Raw genomic sequence first — 25184 nt, 5'->3', positions numbered from 1 at the left:
TATTGAATAAAACACGACGGGCGGTGATATCACCGCCCGGATAATAGGTATGGGTTAGGACAATCAGCGACCGGGCATGACGGAGGCGATAAATCCCAATTTGTTCAGGCGCTCGGCGCTGTCGCGATCGTGACAAACGACATGTAACGACGACCATTCACGCCGCTCCTGATAATGCTTGCGCAGACGATCGAAACCACCGTCAACGTCAGCGACCTGACGCAATAATGCATCGTCGCGGCGCACATCATACACCAGATGCACCAGACGTTTTAGCTGCCGCTCGTCCAACGGCGCATCCAGCGTCACGGTGGAGATTTCCGGCGCCGGCAGCAGTTCCGTCAGCGCAACCTGCTGAGGTTGCCCGATGAATTGGCTCCAGGCCTCAAATACCTGCGTCGTACCGCGCGCCTTCCCCTCTAGCGTGTAGCCGGCGATATGCGCCGTACCGATATCTACCCGCGCCAGCAACGCCGTGGACAACGCCGGTTCCGGTTCCCAGACATCCAGCACGACGCTGATCTTCTTACCCTGCTGTAATACGCTAAGCAACGCCTGGTTATCCACCACCGGGCCGCGGCAGGCGTTGATCAGAATAGTCCCGTCACGCAAACGCTCAAGCAACGCCTCATCAACGCTGTGCCAGGTTTGGTAAGGCCCATCGCGAAACAGCGGCGTATGGAACGTCAGCACATCGGCCTGTTCGACCACCTCATCCAGCGATAAGAACGGGCCAGAATCACCGCGATCGGCACGCGGCGGATCGCACAACACCGTGCGCACGCCCAGCGCTCGCAGCCGCTCATTGAGGCGAGAGCCGACATTTCCCACCCCGATGATACCCACAGTACGGTCGGTCAGAGTGAAACCATCCCGCTCCGCCAGCATCAGCAACGCTGAAAAGACATACTCCACCACCGCAATCGCATTGCATCCCGGTGCGGCGGAAAAAGCGATCCCTTGCTCTCTCAGATAATCCTCATCGACATGATCGGTACCGGCGGTGGCGGTGCCGACAAAACGGATCGCGTGTCCCGCCAGTAGCGACGCATTCACTTTGGTGACGGATCGCACCATCAGCGCATCGGCATCGTTGAGAGCGGCTACCGGGATCGGACGGCCGGGCACCGCCGTCACATTGCCCAGGCGGCTGAACAGCGCCTGCGCGTAAGGCATATTTTCATCAACAAGGATTTTCACGTTGGCTTTCCTGATAAACCACGAGCGACCGCCGCACGCACGGCGGTAAAAAAAGGAAGGCGGTTATTCTGCCATAAACCAGCCAGCGCTGACATCAACCACACAACGGTCAGCCGCTACCCGTGTCGATTATCCGCCATCCGAACATCGGGGTACGAAGGTAACGCGCGCACACAATCCCCCCAAGGACTGGCTTTCCAGCAATTGTAACTGCGCGTGATGCCAGTGAGCGATATCCCTGACCAACGCCAATCCCAACCCCGAGCCTGCCAAATCGCTGTGCCCGTCCAGCCGGTGAAACGGCATCATGGCGGTAGTGCGTTCGGCCAGCGGAATACCTGGCCCGCTGTCTTCCACATCCAATACCCCTTTAGCGACGCGGATCGTGATCGTTCCGCCATCCGGTGTATATTTCACCGCATTATCGAGCAGATTCGCACACAGTTCAGCCAACAGCACAGGGTCGCCGCAGGTCAGGCAACGCTCCTCACCTTCATAACCCAGGTCGATCCGCTTACTGCGCGCCGCAGACAATCGGGAAAAGCAAACATCCCGCGCGATGTCCGCCAAATCCACAGACTGTTGCGCCAGTTCCGGCTTCTCCTGTGCGCGTAAGCGCGACAGTTGTAGTAGCCGTTCAGTCAGGTTGATGGTCTTTTCCAACGTAACCCGCATACCCGCAAGACTATCGTGCCAACGCGCAGGCTGTTTACTCTTCAGCGCAACGTCAACCTGCGTTTTCAGCACGGCAAGCGGGGTACGCAACTGATGCGCCGCATCAGCACCAAAACGCTCTTGCCGCTGAATCATTCTGTTGAGCCGCTCGATATAGCGATTGAATGCCACCATCAACGGCTGCATTTCCGCCCAACGCAATAGTGGTGGAAGCGGCGTCAGATCGCCAGGTTCCCGGCGCAGCATCAGGCTTGAAAGCTGACGTAACGGCCGCAGTAATTGTCGTAACAAAACCACCACCATCAACAACGCAAGCGAAACCAGCAGACTCTGGCTAATCAGCGCGGTCATCAGCAAGCGTTGAGCAAACGACTGACGGGACGAGAGGCGCTCTGCCACCAGAATCAACGCCATACCTTCGATACCCGCCTCATTGATCGGCTGCCAGAGCGCGGCGACACGAATATCATTGCCGAGATATCGGGCATCATAGAAACGCACCAACGCCGGATAGCTCCGAGATAATGGTGTGTTTTGCGGTACCGCGGGTAAATCGTCATACCCGGAAAGAGTTTCGCCTTGCGGCGTAACTACTTGATAGTACAACGGGTCATTCATATTCCGCTCGAAACTGTCGAGCGCCACCCAGGGAACGTCCACGGCCAGCCGTCCATCGCGTACCGTCAGCCGTTCTGCAACCGTGCGTGCCGATGCCAACAGTGTGCGGTCATAAGCATGGGTTGCCGCATCTCTGGCGCTGTCGTAATGCGTCCAGACCGACACTGCCCATAACATCACCATCGGCAGCCCCAAATACATCACCAACTGCCCGCGCAGCGAATCAACCTTTGGCATGTTCGCACTCCAGGCTATACCCCAACCCCCTCAGGGTGACGATCGCCACATTACTGCCAGCCAGTTTTTTCCGCACCCGATGAACATACAGATCCAGACTATCGATACTGACGTCATCCAAAAACGTAAAAACCTGTTCATACAGATACTGACGCAACACCGGCCGCCCTCGTCGTTGCATCAAGGTATGCAGCACAGCCTGCTCTCGCGGCGTCAATGCCAGCGGTTTCCCCCACAGCAAAAAATACCCCTCATCATGCCAGCTCAAGTCGCCAAAATGCTGGATCGACTGCGCTAACCCCTGACTACGTCGCAATAAGGCTCGTAGTCGGGCTTCCAGTTCAGCCACATCGAACGGCTTGGCCAGATAGTCATCCGCCCCCAGATTCAACCCCCGCACCCGATCCGCGACGTCAGTACGCGCCGTCAACAACAAGACCGGCAGGTTTTGACCCCGCTTTCGTAAACGCGCCAGCACAGAAAAACCATCCATTTTCGGTAACGAGACATCAAGCACCATCAGCGTATAGGTCTCGAGCTGCAGCAACTGCTCCGCCGTCATGCCATCGCCGGCACGATCCACAGCAAAGCCGGACTCGCTAAGCGCTTTCTCCAGCCAATGGGCCAGTTCATCATGATCTTCAACCAGTAATAGTCGCATCGCCGTTGTCTCGTTATCCATCGTTAGGGCCAATCAAGCCCATTCTCTCCAGCGTAAGGCCATTTTTTAAGCGACCTGAATCACATCCTTCGTACATTTTTCGCAACCGAAAGGAAACTGAAAGGTTACGCAAATAACAATTCGGCAACAAAAAACAATAACAGCCTCTTACCCCCCCAATAAGAAGGGAAAAGTCCTATGCATAAAAAACTGCCTTTGCTCCTCTGTGGATTGCTTTTCTGCGCTCCCGTTACCCAGGCATCAACACCGTCGCGTACAGAGTGTATCGCCCCCGCCAAACCTGGCGGCGGCTTCGACTTAACCTGCAAACTGTTACAAATATCGCTACAGGAAACACACGCGATCGACAGCCCGATGCGCGTCACCTATATGCCCGGCGGCGTTGGCGCCGTGGCTTATAACGCCATCATTGCACAGCGCCCCAGCGAAGCGGGCACTGTGGTCGCCTTCTCCGGCGGCTCGTTGCTCAATCTGGCGCAAGGGAAATTCGGTCGCTATAACGTTGAAGATGTGAAATGGCTGGCCGCTGTCGGCACTGATTACGGTGCGATCGCCGTGCGTAGCGATTCACCCTATAAAACCCTCAACGATCTCCTCACCGCCATGCAGCAAGACCCGGATCGCGTAGTCGTGGGGGCCGGCGCGTCTGTTGGCAGCCAGGATTGGATGAAGGCCGCCATGCTGGCCCGACACGCCAACATTACCCCCGAGAAAATGCGCTATGTCGCTTTCGAAGGCGGCGGAGAACCACTGACCGCCATGCTCGGCGGCCATGTCCATGTGCTTTCCGGTGATATGAGTGAGATGGTGCCCCACCTGCAAAGCGGCAAAATCAGGGTACTGGCCGTCTTCGCCGACCACCGTTTACCGGGCGTGCTCGCTGATGTTCCCACCGCCAAAGAACAAGGATACGACCTGACATGGCCAGTCATTCGCGGCTTTTATCTGGGCCCGAAAGTCAGCGACGAAAGTTATGCCTGGTGGGAAGAAACCTTCAAAAAACTCGCGGCGACGGATGAATTCAAGAAACAGCGCGATATGCGCGGGTTGTTTGAATTTAACATGACCGGCAAGGAGCTTGATGCCTACGTGAAAAAGCAAGTTAGCGAGTATCGCGAACAGGCTAAAGCATTCGGGTTGGCGAAATAAGGAGCGTCCCATGAGCGATCGCCTGTTTGCCGGTATCGGGTTAATCCTGTGCGTCTTCGGCTTGTTTATCGGCTGGGAGATCCGCAGCGAATACAGCTATGAACCTGTCGGCCCCCGGCCATTTCCCCTGGCCATTCTGACACTGATGGCATGGTGCGCCATGCTGATGTTGCTGCGTAAACCGGACGTCATTACCTGGCCGCAGGCTATCGTCGCCAAACGGTTGCTACTGATGATTCTGATGATCAGCCTGTATGCGTTGTTGTTTGAGTCTTTAGGGTTTCCTTTATCGACAGCCCTGCTGGCATGCGGAATGGGTATGTTATTCGGCGCAGTCTGGTGGGCCGCGGCGCTGTCCGGCGCGATCATGGGGGTCACGATGTTCTATGCCTTCGATCGGCTATTGGACGTCACGCTCCCTATCGGTTCATGGTGGTAATCTCAGGAGAGAAATATGGAAACCTGGTCTTTTCTCATGCAAGGATTTTCCGTCGCCATGACGCCGGGAAATCTGACCATCGCCTTAATCGGCTGTTTTATTGGTACCGTTGTTGGTCTCCTGCCCGGTTTAGGCCCGATTAACGGCGTTGCCATCCTGATGCCGCTGGCCTTTGCGCTGAAACTGCCGGCTGATTCCGCATTGATCCTACTGGCAACGGTTTATCTCGGTTGCGAATACGGCGGCCGCATTTCCTCCATCTTGCTGAACGTTCCGGGCGATGCAGGCGCCATCATGACCGCACTCGATGGCTACCCCATGGCGCAACAGGGGAAAGCCGGCGTGGCGTTATCCATCTCCGCCGTCAGTTCGTTCATCGGCTCCAGCATCGCGATTCTGGGCATTATTCTATTCGCACCGCTGCTGGCTAACTGGTCTCTCGCCTTCGGCCCGGCGGAATATTTCGCACTGATGGTTTTCGCCATCGCCTGCCTTGGCAGCATGATGAGCCAAAATCCGCTGAAGTCCTTCCTCGCCGCGCTGATCGGGCTCGCCATGGCAACCGTCGGCGTCGATGCCAACACCGGCGTCTATCGATTTACATTCGACATTATCCACCTTTCCGATGGTATCCAGTTTGTCGTCGTCGTTATCGGGTTGTTCTCCGTCAGCGAAATCTTGCTGATGCTGGAAAACACCAGTAGCGGGCAAAACGTCATAAAAAAAACAGGACGCATGTTGTTTAATACGCAGGAAGGGTTGCAGTGCCTCGGCACTACGCTGCGCTCGTCGCTATTAGGTTTTTTCGTCGGTATTCTTCCCGGCGCCGGCGCCACTATCGCCAGTGCAATGGCATGGATGACGGAGAAAAAACTCAGCGGCAACAGCGAGGCGTTTGGAAAAGGAGAAATTCGCGGCGTCGCCGCGCCGGAAGCCGCCAATAATGCTTCAGCCTGCGGCTCTTTCATCCCGATGTTAACGCTCGGGATCCCCGGTTCCGGTACAACTGCGGTTATGGTTGGCGCGCTCACGCTCTACAACATTACCCCTGGCCCCGCCATGTTTACCGAACAACCGGATATCGTCTGGGGGTTAATTGCCGCCTTGCTCATCGGCAACCTGATGCTGTTACTGCTTAACTTACCGCTGATCGGCGTGTTTACCCGCATGCTCGCCATTCCCATGTGGATACTGGTTCCGGTTATCACTGCTATCTCAGCTGTCGGCGTGTATGCGGTTCACAGCACCACCTTTGATCTGCTGCTGATGGTTGGGCTGGGCGTTTTCGGTTATATCCTGCGAAAAATGCATTTTCCCATGTCGCCACTGATTCTCGGCTTCGTACTCGGTGAAATGCTGGAGCAGAACCTGCGGCGCGCCCTCTCCATCAGTAATGGCCATCTATCGATTCTCTGGGAAGGAAATATCAGTAAGTTCCTGTTAATACTCTCCGTTCTGGTCTTGTCAGCGCCGCTGCTGATGAAATACTGGCGCCGACGCCGCGCCTGATCCTCCTGCGCTTCGCTACGGCGAAGCGTATCCTCCCAGAGACTCGCCTGACCGTCCCTCGCCATCGTCGTTTGCCATCGCAAAACGACATGTCGTGTCGACTATCGGTAAAACAACGCCATTGCTATGATGGCGTGACTGTCACCGTCTGACACGTCATCCGCGTTCAGTAAGGAGTGAGCCATGCAACCGGTCAGCAATTCCGGCAATACCTCATTGTCAGGAAACAACAATGTTGATGCCGCATCATTAAAAGCGGATATGGCCTCGCTGAAAACCGCGGCGTTGACCACCAGCGACGCCTCGACAACCGGCGATACACCGCTAACATCGGCGCAACGCACCGTGCTGGAAAAACTGGTCAATCAGATAACCGGCCAGAGCGGAGCGAAATCCGCCGAAGTCTGGGCCGGGCTGCGTTATTCCCTGGGAGTGAGCGGTAATGCCGATTTGCTCTCCAGCCAGTTCACCGCCGCCACGCAGATTCTGCAGGCGCGGCTGGCGACGGCACAGGACGCCCAGCAAACCCGACAATTGTTGCAGCAAGTGACTAGCTTGCTGCAACAGGGCAATAACCGTCAGGCGGTCAGTAACTTTATCCGACAGCAGTTCGGGCATACTACGCTGGGTTCGCTGACGCCATCCCAGTTACAACAGGTGGTCAATGTGTTGCAAAGCGGCACGTTGTCCCCAAATACAGCCGTCGCGACACCCCAGCCCCCAGCACTGCCACAGCCGGGGATGCCGACACCCTCCGGCGGGCAGCCATCGCCGCCAACCTCATCAGGCCCGCTCGCGACATCATCATTGACGCCCAATCAGCTCGCCACCACGGCCAATCTGCTGGGTTCATCGCCCGGTATCGCGCTGCTGACGGGGCGGCCGCTGTCCGCAGCGGAACACAACAGCCTGAATCAGCTGGTCGCCCGGCTGGTGGCGCTGAGCGGCGAGACGTCGGCACAGGTCTGGCGCACGATGCTGGAAATGCAAAAACTGGACGTCGGCCAACCCATCCCGGCCCAGCATTTTCAGACGCTGAGCCAATACCTGCAAACCCAGACCGCGCTGTTGCAGCAACACACCACCTCCACGTTGCTGTCCTTACTAACCACATTGAAGCAGCCCGCCGATCATCAGGAACAATCACTGTTGCAGGACTTTGTGCGCACCAGTTTCAACGCCGCGCCGCAAACGCCGCTGACCCCCACTCAGGCCAGCGAGGTCGTCACCTTTCTGTATCGACGTCGTTTGCAACAGTTGCAGGAAAGCAGCGCCGTCCCCGTTCAGCCGATCATCAATCCGCTTATTCTCGCCCTGCCGCCGGATTGGCGACCGCTCTTCAACCGACCGCTGGGGCTGGCGTTGATCCTGACACTGGTGGCGGTGTTGCTGTTGTGGATACTGCTATAAGGTGGTCTGATGGCCGGGAATCAATGCCATCGGGAACAATAAACAGAACTGACGAGACCAGGGAACATACCGGGGTAGCGCCCCGGTATGCTGGCATAAAGGAATTACTGCTGATATTTGCGCATCACCAGCACCGCGTTGGTGCCGCCGAAACCGAAGCCGTTGGACATTACCGTCGTAAGCTTACGCTCGGTGGTCTCAGTGACGATGTTCATGTTCTGAGCCTGTTCATCCAGCGTGTCGATATTGATGCTCGGTGCGATAAAACCGTGTTCCAGCATCAACAAACTGTAGATCGCTTCCTGTACCCCGGCAGCGCCCAGCGAGTGGCCAGTCATCGCCTTGGTGGCAGAAATCGGCGGAATCTTGTCGCCGAACACTTGGCGAATTGCCCACAGTTCCTTCACATCGCCAACCGGCGTTGAGGTGCCGTGCGTGTTGATGTAATCGATCGGCGTATCCACACCCTGCAGCGCCTGCTTCATGCAACGTACTGCGCCTTCGCCGGATGGTGCCACCATGTCGGCGCCGTCGGACGTCGCACCGTAGCCCACCACTTCGGCATAAATGTGCGCGCCGCGCGCCAGCGCATGCTCCAGATCTTCCACCACCACCATCCCGCCGCCGCCGGCGATCACGAAACCGTCGCGATCAGCGTCATAGGTACGGGAAGCGCGATCAGGCGTTTCGTTGTATTTCGTGGACAGCGCACCCATCGCGTCGAACTCGCACGCCAGCTCCCAGCACAGCTCTTCGCCGCCGCCGGCGAAAACGATGTCCTGCTTGCCCATCTGAATCTGCTCAACCGCATTACCAATACAATGTGCAGAAGTGGAGCACGCGGAGCTGATGGAGTAATTCACGCCCTGAATTTTGAACGGCGTGGCCAGACAGGCGGAAACCGCAGAGCCCATGGCTTTGGTCACGACGTAGGGGCCAACGGCTTTCAGACCACGCGGGCTGCGCATAGCATCAGCGCCAAACACCTGAGAACGAGCAGAACCACCGGAACCGGCGATCAAACCGACACGCGGATTGTGCTGATATTGCTCTTCCGACAGGCCAGAATCCTTGATGGCTTCTTGCATGCTCAGATAAGCGTAAATGGAAGCGTCGCTCATGAAACGTACAACTTTACGCTCGATCAGCCCGGCCGTATCCAGCTTGACATTGCCCCACACGTGGCTACGCATGCCGGATTCTTTCAGTTCCTCGGAGAAAGTAATGCCTGAACGGCCCTCACGCAGGGAGGCCAGCACTTCCTCTTTGTTATTACCAATGCTGGACAGGATACCCAGACCAGTAATCACCGCACGTTTCATTCAATACCTCTTCCACTTAGTGTTCGGATTTAGCACAGCACTCTAGCTTACAGATGTAAGCTGAACAAGTCCGATCAGACGAACTTTTCCCAAATTTGCGACTTATCATGCTGGCCGTTAAAATCGCGCCACCGCTTGAATAATGAGTATTTGCCGTGACCACTCCCCCCATTCGGCACGCCGACCTGAGTTGGAATGCTCAGGGTACACCTGTATCGCAACAGTTTGATGACGTCTATTTTTCCAATCAGGACGGTCTGGCGGAGACCCGCTACGTCTTTCTACAGGGTAACGGCCTTCCGCTACGCTTCGCCCGGCATACCGAGGCGCTGTTCACCGTGGCGGAAACCGGCTTCGGCACCGGGCTGAATTTTCTGACACTGTGGCAGGCGTTCGCGCAGTTTCATCAACAGCAGCCCAACGCCGGGTTGCAACGTCTGCATTTCATCAGCTTTGAAAAATTTCCGCTGCGCCAAGCCGACCTGATCGCCGCCCATCAACGCTGGCCGGAACTGGCGTCTTATGCACAGGCATTACAACAGCAATGGCCGAGCGCCATACCGGGTTGCCACCGGCTGATTCTGGCGCAAGGCCGCATCACGCTGGATTTGTGGTTCGGCGATGTGAACGATCTGCTACCGCAACTGAGCGACAGCCTGACGAACCGCATCGATGCCTGGTTTTTGGATGGTTTCGCGCCGTCCAAAAATCCGGACATGTGGACGGACAATCTGTTCAGCGCTATGGCCCGTCTGTGCCGGGCCGGGGGCACGTTCGCCACCTTCACTGCGGCGGGTTTTGTACGGCGCGGATTGCAGCAGGCCGGTTTCAACGTGAGTAAAATCAAAGGATTCGGCCAGAAGCGAGAGATGCTGAGCGGTACGCTGCCGGCGGCGATCCCCACGCCGGATGACACGCCGTGGTATACCCGCCCTGCCGCCGCCCGCACCGACGATATCGCCATCATCGGCGGCGGTGTGGCGTCCGTACTGAGCGCACTGGCGTTGTTGCGGCGCGGAGCGCGCGTCACCCTTTACTGCGCCGATCTCCAGGTGGGAACCGGTGCTTCCGGCAATCGTCAGGGCGCGCTCTATCCCTTGCTGAACGACAAGCAGGACGCACTGTCCCGCTTTTTCGCACTGGCGTTCGGACATGCCCGCCGTTGCTATGACGCGCTGGCGGCGACCGGCGCAGCGTTTGAACACGACTGGTGCGGCGTCAGCCAGCTTGCCTACGACGAGAAAAGCGCGCGTAAAATCGACCAGATAGTGCAGGGCGACTGGCCCCAGGAACTGGTTCAGGCTGGCGATGCAACCGCTATGACGGTGCGCACCGGCGTTCAGCTGACCACCCGGGGCCTGACCTACCCACAGGGCGGCTGGCTGTGCCCCGCCGAATTAACTGTCTCAGCGCTGGAGCTGGCGAAACGACAAGGGCTGCAGGCGGAAATGGCAACCACGGTCAATTCGCTGGAGCAAACCGATAAGGGCTGGCGCCTCGGTCTTGACGATGGGCGTCAGCCGGAGCACGCCGTGGTGATTCTGGCCAACGGCCACCAGCTTGCCGACTGGCCGCAAACCCAAAACGTGCCGGTGTATGCCGTAAGCGGCCAGGTCAGCCACGTTCCGACCGGGGAAGAACTGGGTGCGCTGCGTCAGGTGCTGTGTTACGACGGCTATCTCACCCCGGTCAGCCCGGCGCACCAGCGCCATTGCATCGGCGCCAGCTACCATCGCGGCGATACACGTACCGACTATCGGGACGACGACCAGCGGCAAAACCGGCAGCGGCTGATCGATTGCCTGCCCGATAGCCAGTGGACGCAGAGCGTCGATATCAGCGACGCTCAGGCGCGCAGCGGTGTGCGTTGCGCCATCCGCGATCACCTGCCGCTGGTTGGCGCGGTGCCGGATTATGAACGCACGCTGATCAACTATCAGGATTTGGCGCAGCAATTGGCCGATGACACAGACATTCCCCCGGCGCCGGTGCATGACGGGTTGTTCATGATCGGCGCACTGGGTTCCCGCGGGTTGTGTTCCGCACCGCTAGCGGCGGAATTGCTGGCGTCGCAGATCGTTGGCGAACCGCTGCCGCTGGATAAAGACACGCTGGCGGCATTGCATCCGCACCGTTTTTGGGTGCGAAAATTGCTGAAAGGCAAAAATCCGCACGTTAGATAACATTCATCGCCAGCAACGTAAGCAGGCTGTCATCACCCTGGCGGGACAGACAGCCTGCGCCTGATCAATGACGCTACCAGCCCCACCCTATAACCCCCAGCCGATAAATAATCACTGATAAAACTTATCCTCATACACAGCATGCGTATTTCGGATAATTACTGACGTTTTATGTGATTTTTCATCCTGTTATCTAAAAAAAACGGTTTCTGTTGCTGAGTAATGTCAGATTTACGAACGTTTTTGACGATCGATAACACAGTATCAATACCTAAAAGATATCAAAAATTATTGATTGAATGGTTTTCTCGATCAAAATCATCAAGATACCTATACCCATGCCGATAACGGCTAATGAATCACGAACAGTTAGCGGCTTACCCGGCGCGACACATCACGATTCAGCACGCGCTTTACACCATGGTCTATACCCCGACAGTTCGGATTGCAGGACAAACTCTGGTGTTTTCATCACCGCAACGCTCTGAACCACAAGATCAGGGTGCGTGACGAGCTTTATGACACGACGACACGGCCCCCTCCTGGACTGAGTCAAATATGCGACCCGGCAGAGCCGCTGCCCAGCCAGCAGCCGCAGCGCAGTCGCATCTAGTGTGTCGTATCGCGGCCCTAAAGAATCAGCCCATGGCAGGGCAAAGCGATCCGTCGGTACGCCTGCAACCTGACTATCACAGACATAAAACGGAGAGGTTATGAATATTACGCAACGCCTGCTATTAACGTTTTCACTGTTATCTCTGGCGCTCATTGCGCTGGTGATAATTACACTGTCGCTCTTATCTGGCTTCCAGTCTCGCGCCGAATATGTGCAGGATAATGCTATAGCCAGTATTAGGGATCTGAATAACGTCGTAGATAAAAGCAACAGTCTGGTGCTTTTTCTTTATCGTTATCAAACCACGCCGGACGACAGTAAATTGCCCGACATTGAACGAGGCATAAACCAAACTATTGAGGATATTAAATCGCTCAATAGCAACTATATGACGAACAATATTTCCAGCGAGGAGGATAAGAACCTGACTTTAGTGGCCATAGACAATGTCAAAAACTTGCAGTCGACGTTGCCCGCTTTTCTGGCTGCCGCTAAAGCCAATCAGGATGAACTCTCGCTGGGTATGCTGCAAGGTGTCGGCGGTGTGGGCGAAGCCGTGCGTAACATGCTCATCACTTATCGCAAGCAGTTCGATTTGAACGTCAAAATCAGCGATGACCTGAGCCAGACCAATACACGGATCTACAACCAGAGCTGGATTAGCCTGTTAAGCGGTGCGCTATTAACCATATTACTGACCAGCATCCTGGCGGTAAGAACGATCCTGGGCATTCGAAAAAGTCTGAGCAACATGAGCCACGTCATGGAGAGCGCCAGTACAACCCTGGATCTGACGCTCAAAGCGAACGACCAGCGCAAGGATGAGATCGGTATCACTGCCCAGGCGTTTAATTCACTGATGCAACGTGTCGCCACTACCCTGGCCTCCGTCAGCGCCTCTGCACAATCGGTTAGCAGCGCAGCAACGCAAATCGCCGCCGGTAATGAAGACTTGTCTTCCCGGACTGAGCAACAGGCCGCATCGCTGGAAGAAACCGCCGCCAGCATGACAGAAATCAGCGAAACGGTACGCCAGAATGCGGAGAACACCCAGCAAGCCAGTATATTGGCAGGAAATGCCAGCCAGATATCGGTCAGTAGCGCCGACTCGGTTACGACGATGCTGGATACCATGGATAAGATCCGTACCAGCGGCAGTAAAATCACCGACATTATCGCTCTGATTGAAGGCATCGCGTTTCAAACCAATATTCTGGCATTGAACGCCGCCGTAGAAGCCGCACGAGCAGGGGAACAAGGGCGTGGGTTCGCCGTCGTCGCCGGGGAAGTTCGCACCCTGGCGCAGCGCTCCTCCACGGCCGCGCGTGAAATCAAAGATTTGATCGATACCTCTAATGCGTTGATCCTGACCGGTGCCGAACAGGCTGGCGATGTCGGCAAAAAGATGTCGGCCATGAAAGATGCGATTCAACAAGTCTCTGATCTGATGAGTGAAATCTCCGCCGCGACCGAAGAGCAAAGCAAGGGAATCAATCAGGTTCATCAAGCGGTTAATCAGATGGATGATGTGACTCAACAGAACGCCTCATTGGTAGAAGAAGCCTCTGCCGCATCACAATCCTTGCAAGAGCAGGCAACGGTATTAAACCAGTTGGTTGGGCAGTTTAGCGTCGGCCATCATGCCACGCCTGAGTTAGCGGCAACCTCCTCCGCGCCGGCGCCACGTCTTGTCTCGCCGACGAAAAATCGTGCGGTAACTCATAATGAAACAAGTTGGGAAAGTTTCTAATCGCCTGACCATGCATCACACCAGAGCATGCTCTGGTGTGATCTGTCGCTATCCGGGCGAATGGCCGGTCGCAGCAAAAGGGAAAGAACACGATGAACCACGATGCCGAGAAGAGGGAGAACCTGAACAACCATTCGCGACTGATCGACGAATTTGAGCAGATCACCGCCTTGCTGGCACAACTGCTCAACAGCGATTACCGCTCATTCGAGCTTTATCTCAACAATTGTCGCCATTTACGCTTACGGCAACAGGCCATCAGAAAAATACTCGATAAACCGGCATTTGAGCGCTACCTGCAACAGCATGACGCCGCGCTTTATTACAATATCAACAGCATTAGTATTGCATTACGCCTGTTCGAAAACCTGCTGAACAATATTCGCACCCTGTCTAAAGAGGAACATTTCAGCTAGCTTGCGCCCGCCGCAGGGGCGGGACACTCCCCCAAAACCAGAAAGCGCCCAAACGGATGATTAGCATTGCACCTGCTGGTACAGCGTTTCCCACATCTGGGCGACCAGCACCTGATCCGGCGGCGACAATTCACCGTTCTGGATGGCTTTATCCAGGCTGCGCTGTACCCGAGTATTCAGCGCCTGAGCCGTTTGCTCACCGACAGCCTCGGCGTCGGCCACCGCCAACGTCAGATGGCCGCGCAGATAACCGCTGGCAAACAATTCATCATCGCTGGCGTGATCCACCATGTTGTCTATCAGCGTCAGAATGCGCGCTTCAAATTCTGCGATCATCACATATCCTCAATATCGAACGTCCGGCGCCTCAGCAGAGATCGGCCGGGTAGGGAAAGTTGTCCGGCGTCAAAGGTGGCGTCTGATAACCCACCCGTAGCGCCTCAATAAACCGCGCCGGGCGCGTCGGAACGCCCTGCGCTAGATAAACCATCACCTGCGCGTGTACCCGCCGCTGGAATGCGATGCGATCTGGGGTGGTATCGCCGTTGAGATTGTCGCAGCTGACATTGAAGGGAAAGCCTGCCGCCACGCAAAACATCCACTCCAGCGCCTGCGGCTTGATCTCTACCGACTCGAACTGGCTCTGCGTCGCCGCATCGCGCCCGTCTGGGCAATACCAGTACCCGAAATCCACCTGTTTGCGCCGCTCCGCACCCGCGATGCACCAGTGGGAAATCTCATGCATCGCGCTGGCGTAGAAGCCATGGGCGAACAGAATACGGTGATAGGGTGACTGCTCATCAGCGGGAAGATAGATCGGTTCGTCGTCACCTTTGACCAGCCGGGTATTGTAGTCGTCGCTAAAGCACTGATTAAAAATAGCAATCAGCTGTTCATAATGGTGTGTACCGCGCATCGCATTCGGCGTAGTCATGAGAACAGATACCCGACCCAACGGGCGATATCGCCGCCGTGATTATCGTGGATCAGTTTGACGCTCATCAGCGCGGACATGATCACCAACATCGGGCGAATCAGCGTCTGGCCTTTGGTGAGCACCATTCGGGCCCCCAACCGAGCACCGATAATCTGCCCAACCAGCATCACCAGCCCCACGCCCCATACCACCTGTCCACCCAGCATGAAAAACAACAAACTACCGAAATTCGAGGTGAAATTGAGCACCTTAGCGTGTGCCGTCGCTTTCGCCAGATTGAAGCCCAGCAGGGTGACATAGGCCAGCGCATAAAAAGACCCGGCGCCCGGCCCAAAGAAACCATCATAAAAACCGACGCAAGCACCGCCCAGCAAGGAAAAAGGCAACAGCGACAGACGCGCATGGCGGTCCTCATCCCCCACTTTCGGCATCAACAAAAAATAAAGCCCAATGCCGATCACCAGTACCGGCAATAACTTACGCAGGAAATCAGCATGAATCTGTTGAATCAGCCAGGCACCGAATACCGCCCCTAAAAAGGTAAGCGGCACAGCCAGCGTCAGTATTTTCATGTCCACCGCTTTACGACGGACGAAATACAGGCTGGCGGAAAATGACCCTCCCACCGCCTGTAATTTGTTGGTTGCCAGAACCTGAGCCGGCGATAACCCTGCAGCCAGCAATACCGGGATCGACAACAACCCACCGCCACCGGCTATCGAATCGACAAACCCGGCGATGACACTCGCTAAAAACAACAGAGCCAAAATATCCGGCCCGACAATAAACCATTCCATAACTTATTCCGGAGCAAAATGCCTGTCGAGCAGCGCCTGACAGGAAGGGGGTAACGGAGGCGGCGTGGTTTTTCCCGGCGCTTCAGCGCCCGGCTGGTGCGGCTTGAACCAGCTTTCCAGCTCGGCACCGCAGCCGTCGCCCGCCGGCGGCGTATCTTGTTCCTGGCATTCCAGGCTGTCCGCCGGGCAACGCAGCCGCACATGCATATGCGCGCGATGGGCGAACCATGGACGCACCTTATGTAGCCAGTTACGATCAGCGCCTGCATCCAGACACAGCTGTTTTTTGATGGCCGGGTTAACGAAAATGCGGGTCACATCGCGATCCTGCGCCGCGGTTTTCACCAATGCCATCACATCCGGGCTCCACAACGTCGGATTGACGCGACGGCCATCGGCCATGACCAGGTCGAGCGGTTGCGGCTGTAGCAATTGCTGCTGGCTCCAACGTTGGCGCGGCAGTTGCAGCCAGATATCCACGTCCAATCCCGATTGATGGCTGGCATGACCGCTGCTGAAACGACCACCGGCGGGCATACCCATATCCCCGATCAGTACCGTCCCGCCGGTAGCGCGATGCACCTGACTACTGAGCCGATTAATAAATGCCAGCAGATCCGGATGCCCAAAATAACGGCGCTGATCGACGCGCATAACCTGATAATCGCCGGCCTGCAACGGCAGCGGCCGCGCACCGACAATGCAGCCATTGGCAAATGCGCCAATGGACTGCGGCGATCCCGCCACCGGCTGGGTTATCGTCTGCCAGGGGGTTTTCGCCAACGCGACACTGCTCAACAGCAGCGCCGCCATCCCAATCCAACGCATATTCATCGTGTTATTACCAGCGCGGCACCTTGCAATCCACTTCGCCACACTGCGCTCTCTGACGCAGTACGTGATCCATCAGCACAATCGCCATCATGGCTTCGGCAATCGGCACCGCCCGGATCCCGACACAGGGATCGTGGCGACCACGGGTGATCATTTCCGTCGGCTGTCCGTCACGGGTAATGGTACGCCCCGGCACGGTAATGCTGGAGGTCGGTTTCAGCGCCAGATGCGCTGTGATGGTCTGGCCGCTGCTGATGCCGCCCAGAATGCCGCCCGCGTGGTTGCTTACAAAACCGTCCGGCGTGATTTCGTCACGGTTCTCGCTACCGCGCTTACCCACCACGGCGAACCCATCGCCAATTTCTACGCCTTTCACCGCATTGATACTCATCAGTGCATGCGCCAGATCGGCATCCAGACGATCAAACACCGGTTCGCCAAGCCCTGGCGGCACCGATTCGGCCACCACAGTCACTTTCGCACCGATGGAATCGCCCTCTTTCTTCAGTGCACGCATCAGTTCATCCAGCGCGTCCAGCTTGTCCGGATCCGGGCTGAAAAAAGGATTTTGCTCTACCGCATTCCAGTCTTTCAATTCGCAGACCACGTCGCCCATCTGGGCCAGATAGCCGCGGATATGGATCCCAAAGCGCTGTTGCAGATACTTTTTGGCGATCGCCCCGGCCGCCACACGCATCGCCGTTTCACGGGCGGAAGAACGGCCCCCGCCCCGATAATCACGGATACCGTATTTCTGTTCGTAGGTGTAATCCGCATGCCCTGGACGGAACAGATCCTTGATGGCGCTGTAATCCTGCGAGCGCTGATCGGTATTTTCAATCAATAAACCGATGCTGGTGCCCGTGGTTACACCTTCAAACACGCCGGACAGGATTTTCACCTGATCCGGTTCACGGCGTTGGGTGGTGTAACGGGATGTTCCCGGACGGCGACGATCCAGATCGTGCTGCAAGTCGGCCTCGGTCAGCGCGATCCCCGGCGGTACGCCGTCCACCACGCAGCCAAGGGCGATGCCATGGGACTCACCAAAAGTGGTGACGCGGAAAAACTGACCAATACTGTTTCCTGCCATCACGGCTCCTTAGCATTAGAACAAGATAAAAAAGATGCAGGCGTCGTTATGCCTGCATCGTTGAGTTAATCCCGGCAACGGCTGAAATGAGATTTACAATCAATAAGTTGCTCGCGCGTCAACATAAAGACGCCGTCGCCGCCGTTATCAAACTCAAGCCAGGTGAAAGGAATGTCCGGATATTGATCCATCATGTGAACCATGCTGTTGCCTACTTCACAAATCAGTACACCATCATCGCCCAGGTAATCCGGCGCGCAGGCTAGAATGCGGCGTACCAGATCCAACCCGTCATCACCGGCCGCCAAACCCAGTTCAGGTTCATGGCGATACTCCTGCGGTAGATCGAACATGTCCTCTTCATCGACATACGGCGGGTTGGTCACAATCAGATCGTATTTGATGGCAGGAAGCGAGCGGAATAAATCGGAACAGATTGGCGTAACGCTATGTTCCACACCATGTTGCTGGATGTTCTGTTCCGTCACCGCCAGCGCCTCTGGGGAAATATCCACCGCGTCCACTTCCGCTTCCGGGAAGGCATGGGCGCACGCGATGGCAATACACCCGCTGCCGGTGCACAAATCCAGAATATGCTGGGGTTGATGCGGCAACAACGAGTCGAAACGGTTATCGATCAACTCGCCAATCGGCGAACGCGGCACCAATACCCGTTCGTCCACATAAAACTCCAACCCACAGAACCAGGCTTTGTTGGTGAGGTAGGCAACCGGAATTCGCTCGTTCACCCGACGGACAATCCGCTCAACAATGCGCTGACGTTCACTGAGCGTCAGACGGGAACGGTACATCTGCTCCGGAATATCGAGTGGCAAAAACAGCGTCGGCAACACCAGTTGCAGCGCCTCATCCCACGGATTATCCGTACCATGGCCGTAATACAGGCCAGCTGCATTGAAACGACTCACCGCCCAACGCAGCATATCCTGAAGGGTATGCAGGTCGTTAACCGCCTCATCGACGAAAATCTTGTCCAAACTTATTCTCCACAGACTGCTGTCAATCTCGCTGTTTTTCGGCCGCAATCATCAATATTTCGCAGCGCTGGCGCAGGATGCCATCATGATAAGCCTCGTAGTGTGCCATGAAGCCGACAACAAATCAGCACCTATCACTACGGGCTGGCAGACGATCACCCAGACACGGTTTTGTTTAGTGAGAGACATAAGAACAGGTAAACTGACAAGACAGTGATGACAGAGTAAGGCACCGATGAAAAAGAAATTCATGCTTAATGAGGAGGATCAGACGCTGTTTCGCACCTCCGTCGCGGGGGCGTCCCGCCTGCGTCAGGATACCTACCGCCACCAGCCAGCCCGCCCCAAAACCGGCGTATTGCCGCCGCGCCGCGCCATTCAGGAACAGGTGGATGCCAGTTTCTATTTTTCTGATGAATTTCAGCCACAGCTGGAACATGAAGGGCCGATGCGCTATGTCCGTCCGGGCGCCAGCCACTATGAATTGAAAAAATTGCGTCGGGGCGATTATTCGCCGGAACTGTTTTTAGATCTGCACGGGTTGACGCAACAGGAGGCCAAGCAGGAATTGGGCGCCTTACTGGCGGCCTGCCGTCGCGAGCACGTCTATTGCGCCTGCGTCATGCACGGCCACGGTAAGCACATTCTGAAAAAGCAGACCCCGCTCTGGCTGGCGCAGCACCCCGACGTGCTGGCGTTTCACCAAGCGCCGAAAGAATTCGGCGGCGATGCAGCATTGCTGATTCTGGTGGTGCAGGACATTCCCGAACACATTTAAGGCCCCGGCGGATACGCCGACGGCCTGCGTCACTCAACGACGACGCTCAGGAACGGGTTTTGGCCACCAGATGCGAAGGGCTGACATGCCACTGGCAAACACCCTCACTCGTGGCGTCGTCCAGTTGAATACAGGCAATGGCGGAAGTCGCAAACATGGGGGCGTTCTCCCCCGGACATAGCGCCGCCACCAGATACCCTACCAGCGGCAGATGAGAGATGATAAGTACGGTTCCAGCGCCTTCTTTCGCCAACGCCAGCAGGTAATCGCCGACCAGCTCCGCATTACCGCCCGGCGTCAATTCTGGCAACGATTCGTTTTCCGGCGGCAACGGCAAACTTTCAGCCACCACCTGCAACGTTTGCAGAGCCCGAACATAAGGGCTAACCAGAACCCGATCGACATCAATCGCCTGATCGTTCAACCAAGCAGCCATCTGACGCGACTCATCACAACCACGCAGACTCAAAGGACGAAGCGCATCGCTGGCAGCGTCCGGTACAGCATCACCGTGACGCATGATCAATACTTGCATATTACACCGCTATTTAATTGAAAAGGTTATAAAAACCTTATGGATATATCCAGAATCCGCCCGGCAGTTGCGTCATTGCACTCTCATCAGGCAGCTCCCTACTCATATCCGCGTAGGGATTATCGTCGGAACCTCGTTATCCTTTACGCCCGCACACATTTTACCGCTACAGTTCAAAAATGCGTCTGACTTTTGTTGGTGTTTTAACCAGCACAAGGCCGCATTTTTTACCCGAATTGCCAGGGCGGCGCAACCGCTCCCACCGCCTGTCAGTGCAAGCAACTGCATCACTGTCTTTTCGCTGAAGGGTAAACCCAAATCTTTTCAGCATATTACCCTTGTTAAGCATAAGGAGAAATAATCCATACCTGACAATAATGTGCTGTTCTCGCATTTTAAAAACACACAGTTCGAAACATAAAGTTAACAATATAAAGAAAAACAGTCATAAAATTCAAAAAACCATACAATACGAGATAAACTGATACCGGTTTCTTTTAATAATACTGTTTATTTTTTTAATAACGTCCGCGTTTTAAAACTGGCGAAAAAATAATAACGGGCTATATTAATTGACAAGAATTAACCCCGTAGCAACATCACATTAATATATATTTATTAATTATGCCCAACATTCAGGGAAATGATTGACAGGCGATAAAAAACAGGATGTTACAAGCCCTTCCCTCATTTGATTAAAAAAATAAAAACGGCCTTAAAGCAAGACATGCCGCAATGAATTAAAAAACGCGCGCACGCCCTATTTCCCCGTTCTATTTATCTCCAATAGCGCAATTTTCGAAAAAACATCGATTAGCCTAATATTCCGGCGATCACAAGGTATTATTTACCGCACCTGATTCGATCCAGCCGTCAAAAATCCCCTTCAGGCTATTCACCATTTTCTTGCAACAGCGCCTCACAAGGGCGAAAACGCTCACCGTACTGCTCACGCAGAATACGCAAAGACGCGGCGACAGTATCCATACCCAATTGCCGCATATAGTGGAAAGGCCCCCCGAGGAACGGTGGAAAACCAATACCAAACACGGCGCCGATATCCCCATCCCGCTCACTGCGGATTATGGACTCCGCTAGGCAATATGCGGCTTCATTCAACATCATCATCACGCATCGCTGAGCGATAAGCTCCGGGGCCAAATGCGGTTTAGGCGTCACACCCAATAGCGTATAAACGTGATCATCCACCTTTTTTTCCGCACGACGCCAACGGATACCGCGCTGCGCGTAACGATAAAAACCACGATGATTCTTCCTGCCTAGCCGGTTATTCCGCAGCATCGCCTCCAGCACCGGCGATACACCAAACCGCTCGCCCAACGCCTGATACAACACCGGTGCAATCTTCATCGCCACATCGAGCCCGACTTCATCCAACAACGCGAATGGGCCGACGGGAAAACCAAACTTCACCAATGCCCGATCGATGCTATCCACCGGTTCGCCTTCCAGCAGGCAGCGAGCCGCTTCATTCAGGTACGGCGTTAGAATACGATTCACATAAAAACCGGCGCCATCGGCAACCACTATCGCGGTTTTCCCTTGGCGTTTCGCCAATTCCACCACCGTTGCCACTACGTCGGGGTGAGTCCCCGCATGAGGGATCACTTCCACCAGCGGCATTTTCTCTACTGGACTGAAATAGTGCAGCCCGACGATCCGCTCAGGACGACGAGCCCCGTCGGCGATCTGATGGATAGGCAGCGACGACGTGTTGGTAGCAAAGATAGTCTGTTCCGGTGTTACCGCCTCAATATCGGCCACAATTCGCCGTTTCAACGCCAGATCTTCGAAAACCGCTTCAACCACGACATCTGCCCGTTCGAACCCCTGATAATCGATACCCCCGGATATCAGGCTCATACGCTGACGCTGCACGGCAGGAGTGATACGCCGGCGTGCCGCCAGCTCGTCAAGCTGTCGCCAGCTATGGCGCAAAGCATGGATGACGCCTTGATGATCAATATCCTTGATACGTACCGGTAAATGCCCTTGCAGCACAGTGATACCGGCAATTCCGCCCCCCATCAAGCCGCCCCCCACAATGCCCACCCGGCGCAATGGGCCGACGTTACCGCCCTCCGCTTCGCTCTTCAACGCCGACGATGCAAAAAACAACCGTCGCAACGCTTTCGAAACCGGCGACATCACCAGCTGACCAAACGCCCGCGCTTCTGCGGCGTAGCCAGCCGTTTCCCCCTGCGTTAACCCGCAGATCACCACATCAATCACCTGCTCCGCCGCAGGATAGTGCCCCTGGGTTTTCGCCCGTGTCAGTTTCCGTACTCGATCGAACAACACGCGACGCACAAACGGTAGCGACAAAAAACGCTGTCGCCCATTTTGCCCGCAACCACGCGCTTTACGTTTACCTAAGCGAATTTGTGCGATAGCGGCCTCAATAAGGATCGTTCGCGGCACAACGTCGTCCACCAGCCCCCACTTTTTTGCCTGTGCGGCGCGCAGACGACGCCCGGTCAACATCAGATCCAGCGCCCGATCCGCACCAATCAGGCGCGGAAGCCGTTGCGTTCCGCCGGCGCCCGGCAACAGCCCCAACTGAACTTCAGGCAACCCCAGCACAGTCGCATCGTCAGGCGTACAGATCCGATAATCACACGCCAGCGCCAACTCCAACCCACCACCCAGACAAGCGCCATGGATAGCCGCCACCACCGGAAACGATAAGCGGCTCAGACGGGAAAACGTGTCCTGCCCTTGTCGGGACAATGCCTGCGCTGCACCGGCATCAGGGCAGGCATCCAGCATGCCGATATCAGCACCGGCGATAAAACTGTCGGGTTTTCCGGACATGATGATCATCCCGCGTGGCATGCCTTTTGCCGCCGCTTGCGCCAGAATCGTCTCGACGTGTTCAGCAAACGCCGATTTCAGGGTGTTGACCCTTTCGCCAATAACATCGATATGCACCACAGCGATATCATCCGGTAGCCAGCTCAGGGTGAATGCAGTGGTCATTGGCTGACTATCCTCCGCTCTTTGCTCTTCGCTCATTCCGTTACCTCCAAAACCATGGCAGCACCCAGCCCGCCAGCGGCACAGGCGGTCACTAGCCCTAGCCCTCCACCGCGGCGACGCAGTTCACGCAGCGTCTGCGTAATCATTCGTGCCCCGGTGGCAGCGAACGGATGCCCATAGGCAAGAGAGCCGCCCTGCACATTAAAGCGTTCCATATCCACCTCCCCCAGCGGCGCGCTGAGCCCCAACCGGTCGCGAGCGAATTCGCTACTGGCGAAGAGCTGGAGATTGGCCAATGTTTGGGCGGCAAACGCCTCATGCATATCGATCAACGTCAGATCGGAGAGCGTAATCCCCGCGCGCGTCAGCGCCAATGGCGTGGCATAGGCCGGCCCCGCCAGCATATCCTCATGAACGGGGATGGCGGTGAACGCATAGCTGCGCAGATAACCCAACGGGGTCAGTCCCAGCGCTCTGACCCGAGATTCGCTCATCATCAATAGCGCGGCCGCTCCATCGGTCAGCGGTGAACTGTTACCGGCCGTGACGCTGCCATAGCGACGATCAAACGAAGGCCGCAGCCGGGCATACTGAGCGGGCGAGCTGTCGTAACGTACCGTGTTGTCTTGTTCCAGTAGCTGGTTGAATGGCGGAATATATGCGGTCATCACCTCATCACGTAATGTTCCTCGCTTCCAGGCTTGAGCGGCCAGCGTATGCGAGCGATGGGCAAAGGCATCCTGCGCTTCACGGCTGATACGGTGGCTTTTCGCCATTTGTTCGGCGCTATCCCCCATCCGTAACCCGGTGGAGTATTCTGCAATGGCCGGCGCTACCGGCAACAAATCTCCTGGCCGCAACCGCGCCAGCAACGCCAACCGCCGCCATAGCGTTTTGGCCCGGCTCACATCCAGCAAGGTTCGCGCCAGCGCTTTGCTAACGCCGATCGGCAACACGGAAGACGAATCCGCGCCGCCGGCAATACCAACGTCGACGACGCCAGCCAGAATGCTTTCAGCCACATTGGCTACCGCCTGAAAACTGGTCGCACAAGCTCTCGACACGCTATAAGCATCCGTCCGCACACTCATTCCCGTACCGAGCACAATTTCACGCGCAATATTGGGTGCTTCAGGCATCTGAATCACCTGCCCAAAGACCAACAACTCGACGTGCTCTGGCGCTATACCACTGCGCACAAGCAGCTCAGCAACCACCATCCGGCCAAGATCCAGCGCGGGGATACCATGATAAGCCGTTGCCTGACGGGCAAAGGGGGTTCGCAATCCACTGACAATCGCAATGCGATCGCCTTGTCGAGTGACCAACGGTACCCGTTGTTGCATATCCACTCCTGTTCTCAATGCGATATTCAGGCACTGTCTTGACAATATACGTATGGCGATTATCGCGTAATACGGCCTGGATAGAATTCATTGTTAACGCTGGGATTACAACGCGCAAACAAACTGATAATAAACAGCGAGCTACACCACGCTTTTGCGGCGGTCACGAGCAGAACGGAGAAAACAAAATGGCCGACATCTCTGTCGGCCATCGTGGACGGCAGCACAATGGCTGCGCCAGAAAATAGATGTACGGCGATTAACGCAAACCCAGTTGGAAAATCAACGTTTCAGCCTGGCAACTGAACGTAAAGTCGATATCCAACTGCACGCCGCCGGCGGTTTCAGCAAAACGGCTGTCGATCACACAGGGTTCCGACTCAACGGAACGCGCTTTTTCCGTCAGTTGTTGCAGTACCGATTCGGCTTCGGCGCGATCAGTAAAGACACGGCGGTAAGATGCGGTGCAATCCGTATTATCCATCACAGTACCGACATCCACACAACAACAGGCGGCCGTTTCTTCAGCGCTGCATTTATTCATCGCGTTTGTCATGGCAAAACTCCTCTCGGCGACATGAACCGGTCTGGTTGAGATCCGGATCATAAAACAATAATCTCCCCGCCATATTACCCCCGGCCCGCGCTATATCACTAGCG

At 55.9% G+C, this 25184-nt stretch carries 22 protein-coding genes; 8 read left to right on the top strand and 14 right to left on the bottom strand.

The annotated features are described in order from the left end of the window. Positions 1-63: 63 nt before the first annotated feature. The 3 genes from pdxB to tctD form a co-directional block, all read right to left on the bottom strand. Complete coding sequence (pdxB, locus tag HEP82_RS07355) at positions 64-1200, bottom strand: 4-phosphoerythronate dehydrogenase PdxB (protein ID WP_192457488.1); 1137 nt, start codon at positions 1198-1200, stop codon at positions 64-66. 129 nt (positions 1201-1329) lie between these two features. After that, positions 1330-2730, bottom strand: coding sequence for a sensor histidine kinase (locus tag HEP82_RS07350; RefSeq protein ID WP_192457487.1), 1401 nt, complete (start codon positions 2728-2730; stop codon positions 1330-1332). Further along, on the bottom strand, positions 2717-3391 hold the full coding sequence (gene tctD, locus HEP82_RS07345) for a transcriptional regulator TctD (protein WP_192457556.1): 675 nt from the start codon (positions 3389-3391) through the stop codon (positions 2717-2719). Before tctD ends, HEP82_RS07350 begins: the two co-directional genes overlap by 14 nt. A gap of 198 nt (positions 3392-3589) precedes the next feature. Between tctD and HEP82_RS07340 the strand changes: the two genes are divergently transcribed. From HEP82_RS07340 to flk, 4 genes are all read left to right on the top strand, one after another. After that, entirely contained in the window at positions 3590-4561 is a 972-nt protein-coding gene (locus tag HEP82_RS07340) for a Bug family tripartite tricarboxylate transporter substrate binding protein (protein ID WP_192457486.1), read from the top strand. A 10-nt stretch (positions 4562-4571) separates the two neighbouring features. Next, entirely contained in the window at positions 4572-5000 is a 429-nt protein-coding gene (locus tag HEP82_RS07335) for a tripartite tricarboxylate transporter TctB family protein (protein ID WP_192457485.1), read from the top strand. A gap of 15 nt (positions 5001-5015) precedes the next feature. Then, positions 5016-6509 carry a tripartite tricarboxylate transporter permease gene (locus HEP82_RS07330; protein WP_192457484.1) on the top strand — a complete coding sequence of 498 codons (1494 nt, stop codon included), beginning with the start codon at positions 5016-5018 and terminating at the stop codon, positions 6507-6509. 183 nt (positions 6510-6692) lie between these two features. After that, positions 6693-7919, top strand: coding sequence for a flagella biosynthesis regulator Flk (gene flk / locus HEP82_RS07325; protein ID WP_192457483.1), 1227 nt, complete (start codon positions 6693-6695; stop codon positions 7917-7919). Positions 7920-8023: 104 nt separating this feature from the next. Here the strand turns inward: flk and fabB are convergent, their stop codons facing one another. After that, positions 8024-9241, bottom strand: coding sequence for a beta-ketoacyl-ACP synthase I (fabB, locus tag HEP82_RS07320; RefSeq protein ID WP_192457482.1), 1218 nt, complete (start codon positions 9239-9241; stop codon positions 8024-8026). A 155-nt stretch (positions 9242-9396) separates the two neighbouring features. Between fabB and mnmC the strand changes: the two genes are divergently transcribed. The 3 genes from mnmC to HEP82_RS07305 all read left to right on the top strand — a co-directional run bounded on the left by mnmC (position 9397) and on the right by HEP82_RS07305 (position 14206). Further along, the gene (gene mnmC, locus HEP82_RS07315; protein ID WP_192457481.1) at positions 9397-11424 is read left to right on the top strand and encodes a bifunctional tRNA (5-methylaminomethyl-2-thiouridine)(34)-methyltransferase MnmD/FAD-dependent 5-carboxymethylaminomethyl-2-thiouridine(34) oxidoreductase MnmC; all 2028 of its coding nucleotides are present in this window, start codon (positions 9397-9399) and stop codon (positions 11422-11424) included. Between the two features lie 713 nt (positions 11425-12137). Continuing rightward, a complete protein-coding gene (locus HEP82_RS07310) occupies positions 12138-13790 on the top strand; it encodes a methyl-accepting chemotaxis protein (protein WP_192457480.1) in 1653 nt (550 codons plus the stop codon). 92 nt (positions 13791-13882) lie between these two features. After that, positions 13883-14206, top strand: a complete 324-nt coding sequence (locus HEP82_RS07305; protein ID WP_192457479.1) for a hypothetical protein — start codon at positions 13883-13885, stop codon at positions 14204-14206. A 60-nt stretch (positions 14207-14266) separates the two neighbouring features. Here HEP82_RS07305 and HEP82_RS07300 read toward each other — a convergent pair whose 3' ends face one another. The 6 genes from HEP82_RS07300 to prmB all read right to left on the bottom strand — a co-directional run bounded on the left by HEP82_RS07300 (position 14267) and on the right by prmB (position 18865). Then, a complete protein-coding gene (locus tag HEP82_RS07300; protein ID WP_192457478.1) occupies positions 14267-14542 on the bottom strand; it encodes a YfcL family protein in 276 nt (91 codons plus the stop codon). 31 nt (positions 14543-14573) lie between these two features. Further along, entirely contained in the window at positions 14574-15122 is a 549-nt protein-coding gene (locus tag HEP82_RS07295; RefSeq protein ID WP_192457555.1) for an elongation factor P hydroxylase, read from the bottom strand. A 14-nt stretch (positions 15123-15136) separates the two neighbouring features. Next, on the bottom strand, positions 15137-15940 hold the full coding sequence (locus HEP82_RS07290) for a sulfite exporter TauE/SafE family protein (protein WP_192457477.1): 804 nt from the start codon (positions 15938-15940) through the stop codon (positions 15137-15139). Between the two features lie 3 nt (positions 15941-15943). Further along, the gene (gene mepA / locus HEP82_RS07285) at positions 15944-16774 is read right to left on the bottom strand and encodes a penicillin-insensitive murein endopeptidase (RefSeq protein ID WP_192457476.1); all 831 of its coding nucleotides are present in this window, start codon (positions 16772-16774) and stop codon (positions 15944-15946) included. A 7-nt stretch (positions 16775-16781) separates the two neighbouring features. Then, a complete protein-coding gene (aroC, locus tag HEP82_RS07280) occupies positions 16782-17867 on the bottom strand; it encodes a chorismate synthase (RefSeq protein WP_192457475.1) in 1086 nt (361 codons plus the stop codon). A gap of 65 nt (positions 17868-17932) precedes the next feature. Further along, positions 17933-18865, bottom strand: coding sequence for a 50S ribosomal protein L3 N(5)-glutamine methyltransferase (prmB, locus tag HEP82_RS07275; protein ID WP_192457474.1), 933 nt, complete (start codon positions 18863-18865; stop codon positions 17933-17935). Between the two features lie 235 nt (positions 18866-19100). Between prmB and smrB the strand changes: the two genes are divergently transcribed. Then, entirely contained in the window at positions 19101-19643 is a 543-nt protein-coding gene (gene smrB / locus HEP82_RS07270) for an endonuclease SmrB (protein ID WP_015854278.1), read from the top strand. 46 nt (positions 19644-19689) lie between these two features. On the opposite strand, the gene sixA is transcribed toward smrB, so the two are convergent. From sixA to HEP82_RS07250, 4 genes are all read right to left on the bottom strand, one after another. After that, positions 19690-20178, bottom strand: coding sequence for a phosphohistidine phosphatase SixA (sixA, locus tag HEP82_RS07265; RefSeq protein ID WP_015854279.1), 489 nt, complete (start codon positions 20176-20178; stop codon positions 19690-19692). A gap of 891 nt (positions 20179-21069) precedes the next feature. Further along, entirely contained in the window at positions 21070-23214 is a 2145-nt protein-coding gene (gene fadJ, locus HEP82_RS07260; RefSeq protein WP_192457473.1) for a fatty acid oxidation complex subunit alpha FadJ, read from the bottom strand. Beyond that, positions 23211-24524: an acetyl-CoA C-acyltransferase FadI gene (gene fadI / locus HEP82_RS07255; RefSeq protein ID WP_192457472.1), complete on the bottom strand. Its 1314-nt coding sequence runs from the start codon at positions 24522-24524 to the stop codon at positions 23211-23213. The genes fadJ and fadI overlap by 4 nt, the downstream gene beginning before the upstream one ends. A gap of 259 nt (positions 24525-24783) precedes the next feature. Beyond that, positions 24784-25080, bottom strand: a complete 297-nt coding sequence (locus HEP82_RS07250) for a YfcZ/YiiS family protein (protein ID WP_192457471.1) — start codon at positions 25078-25080, stop codon at positions 24784-24786. Between the last annotated feature and the right edge of the window lie 104 nt (positions 25081-25184).

The organism is Musicola keenii (assembly GCF_014855505.1).
Taxonomy (GTDB): Bacteria; Pseudomonadota; Gammaproteobacteria; order Enterobacterales; family Enterobacteriaceae; genus Musicola; species Musicola paradisiaca.
Note: the sequence above shows the minus strand (reverse complement) of the source record. Positions and strands in the feature narration are given on the sequence as shown.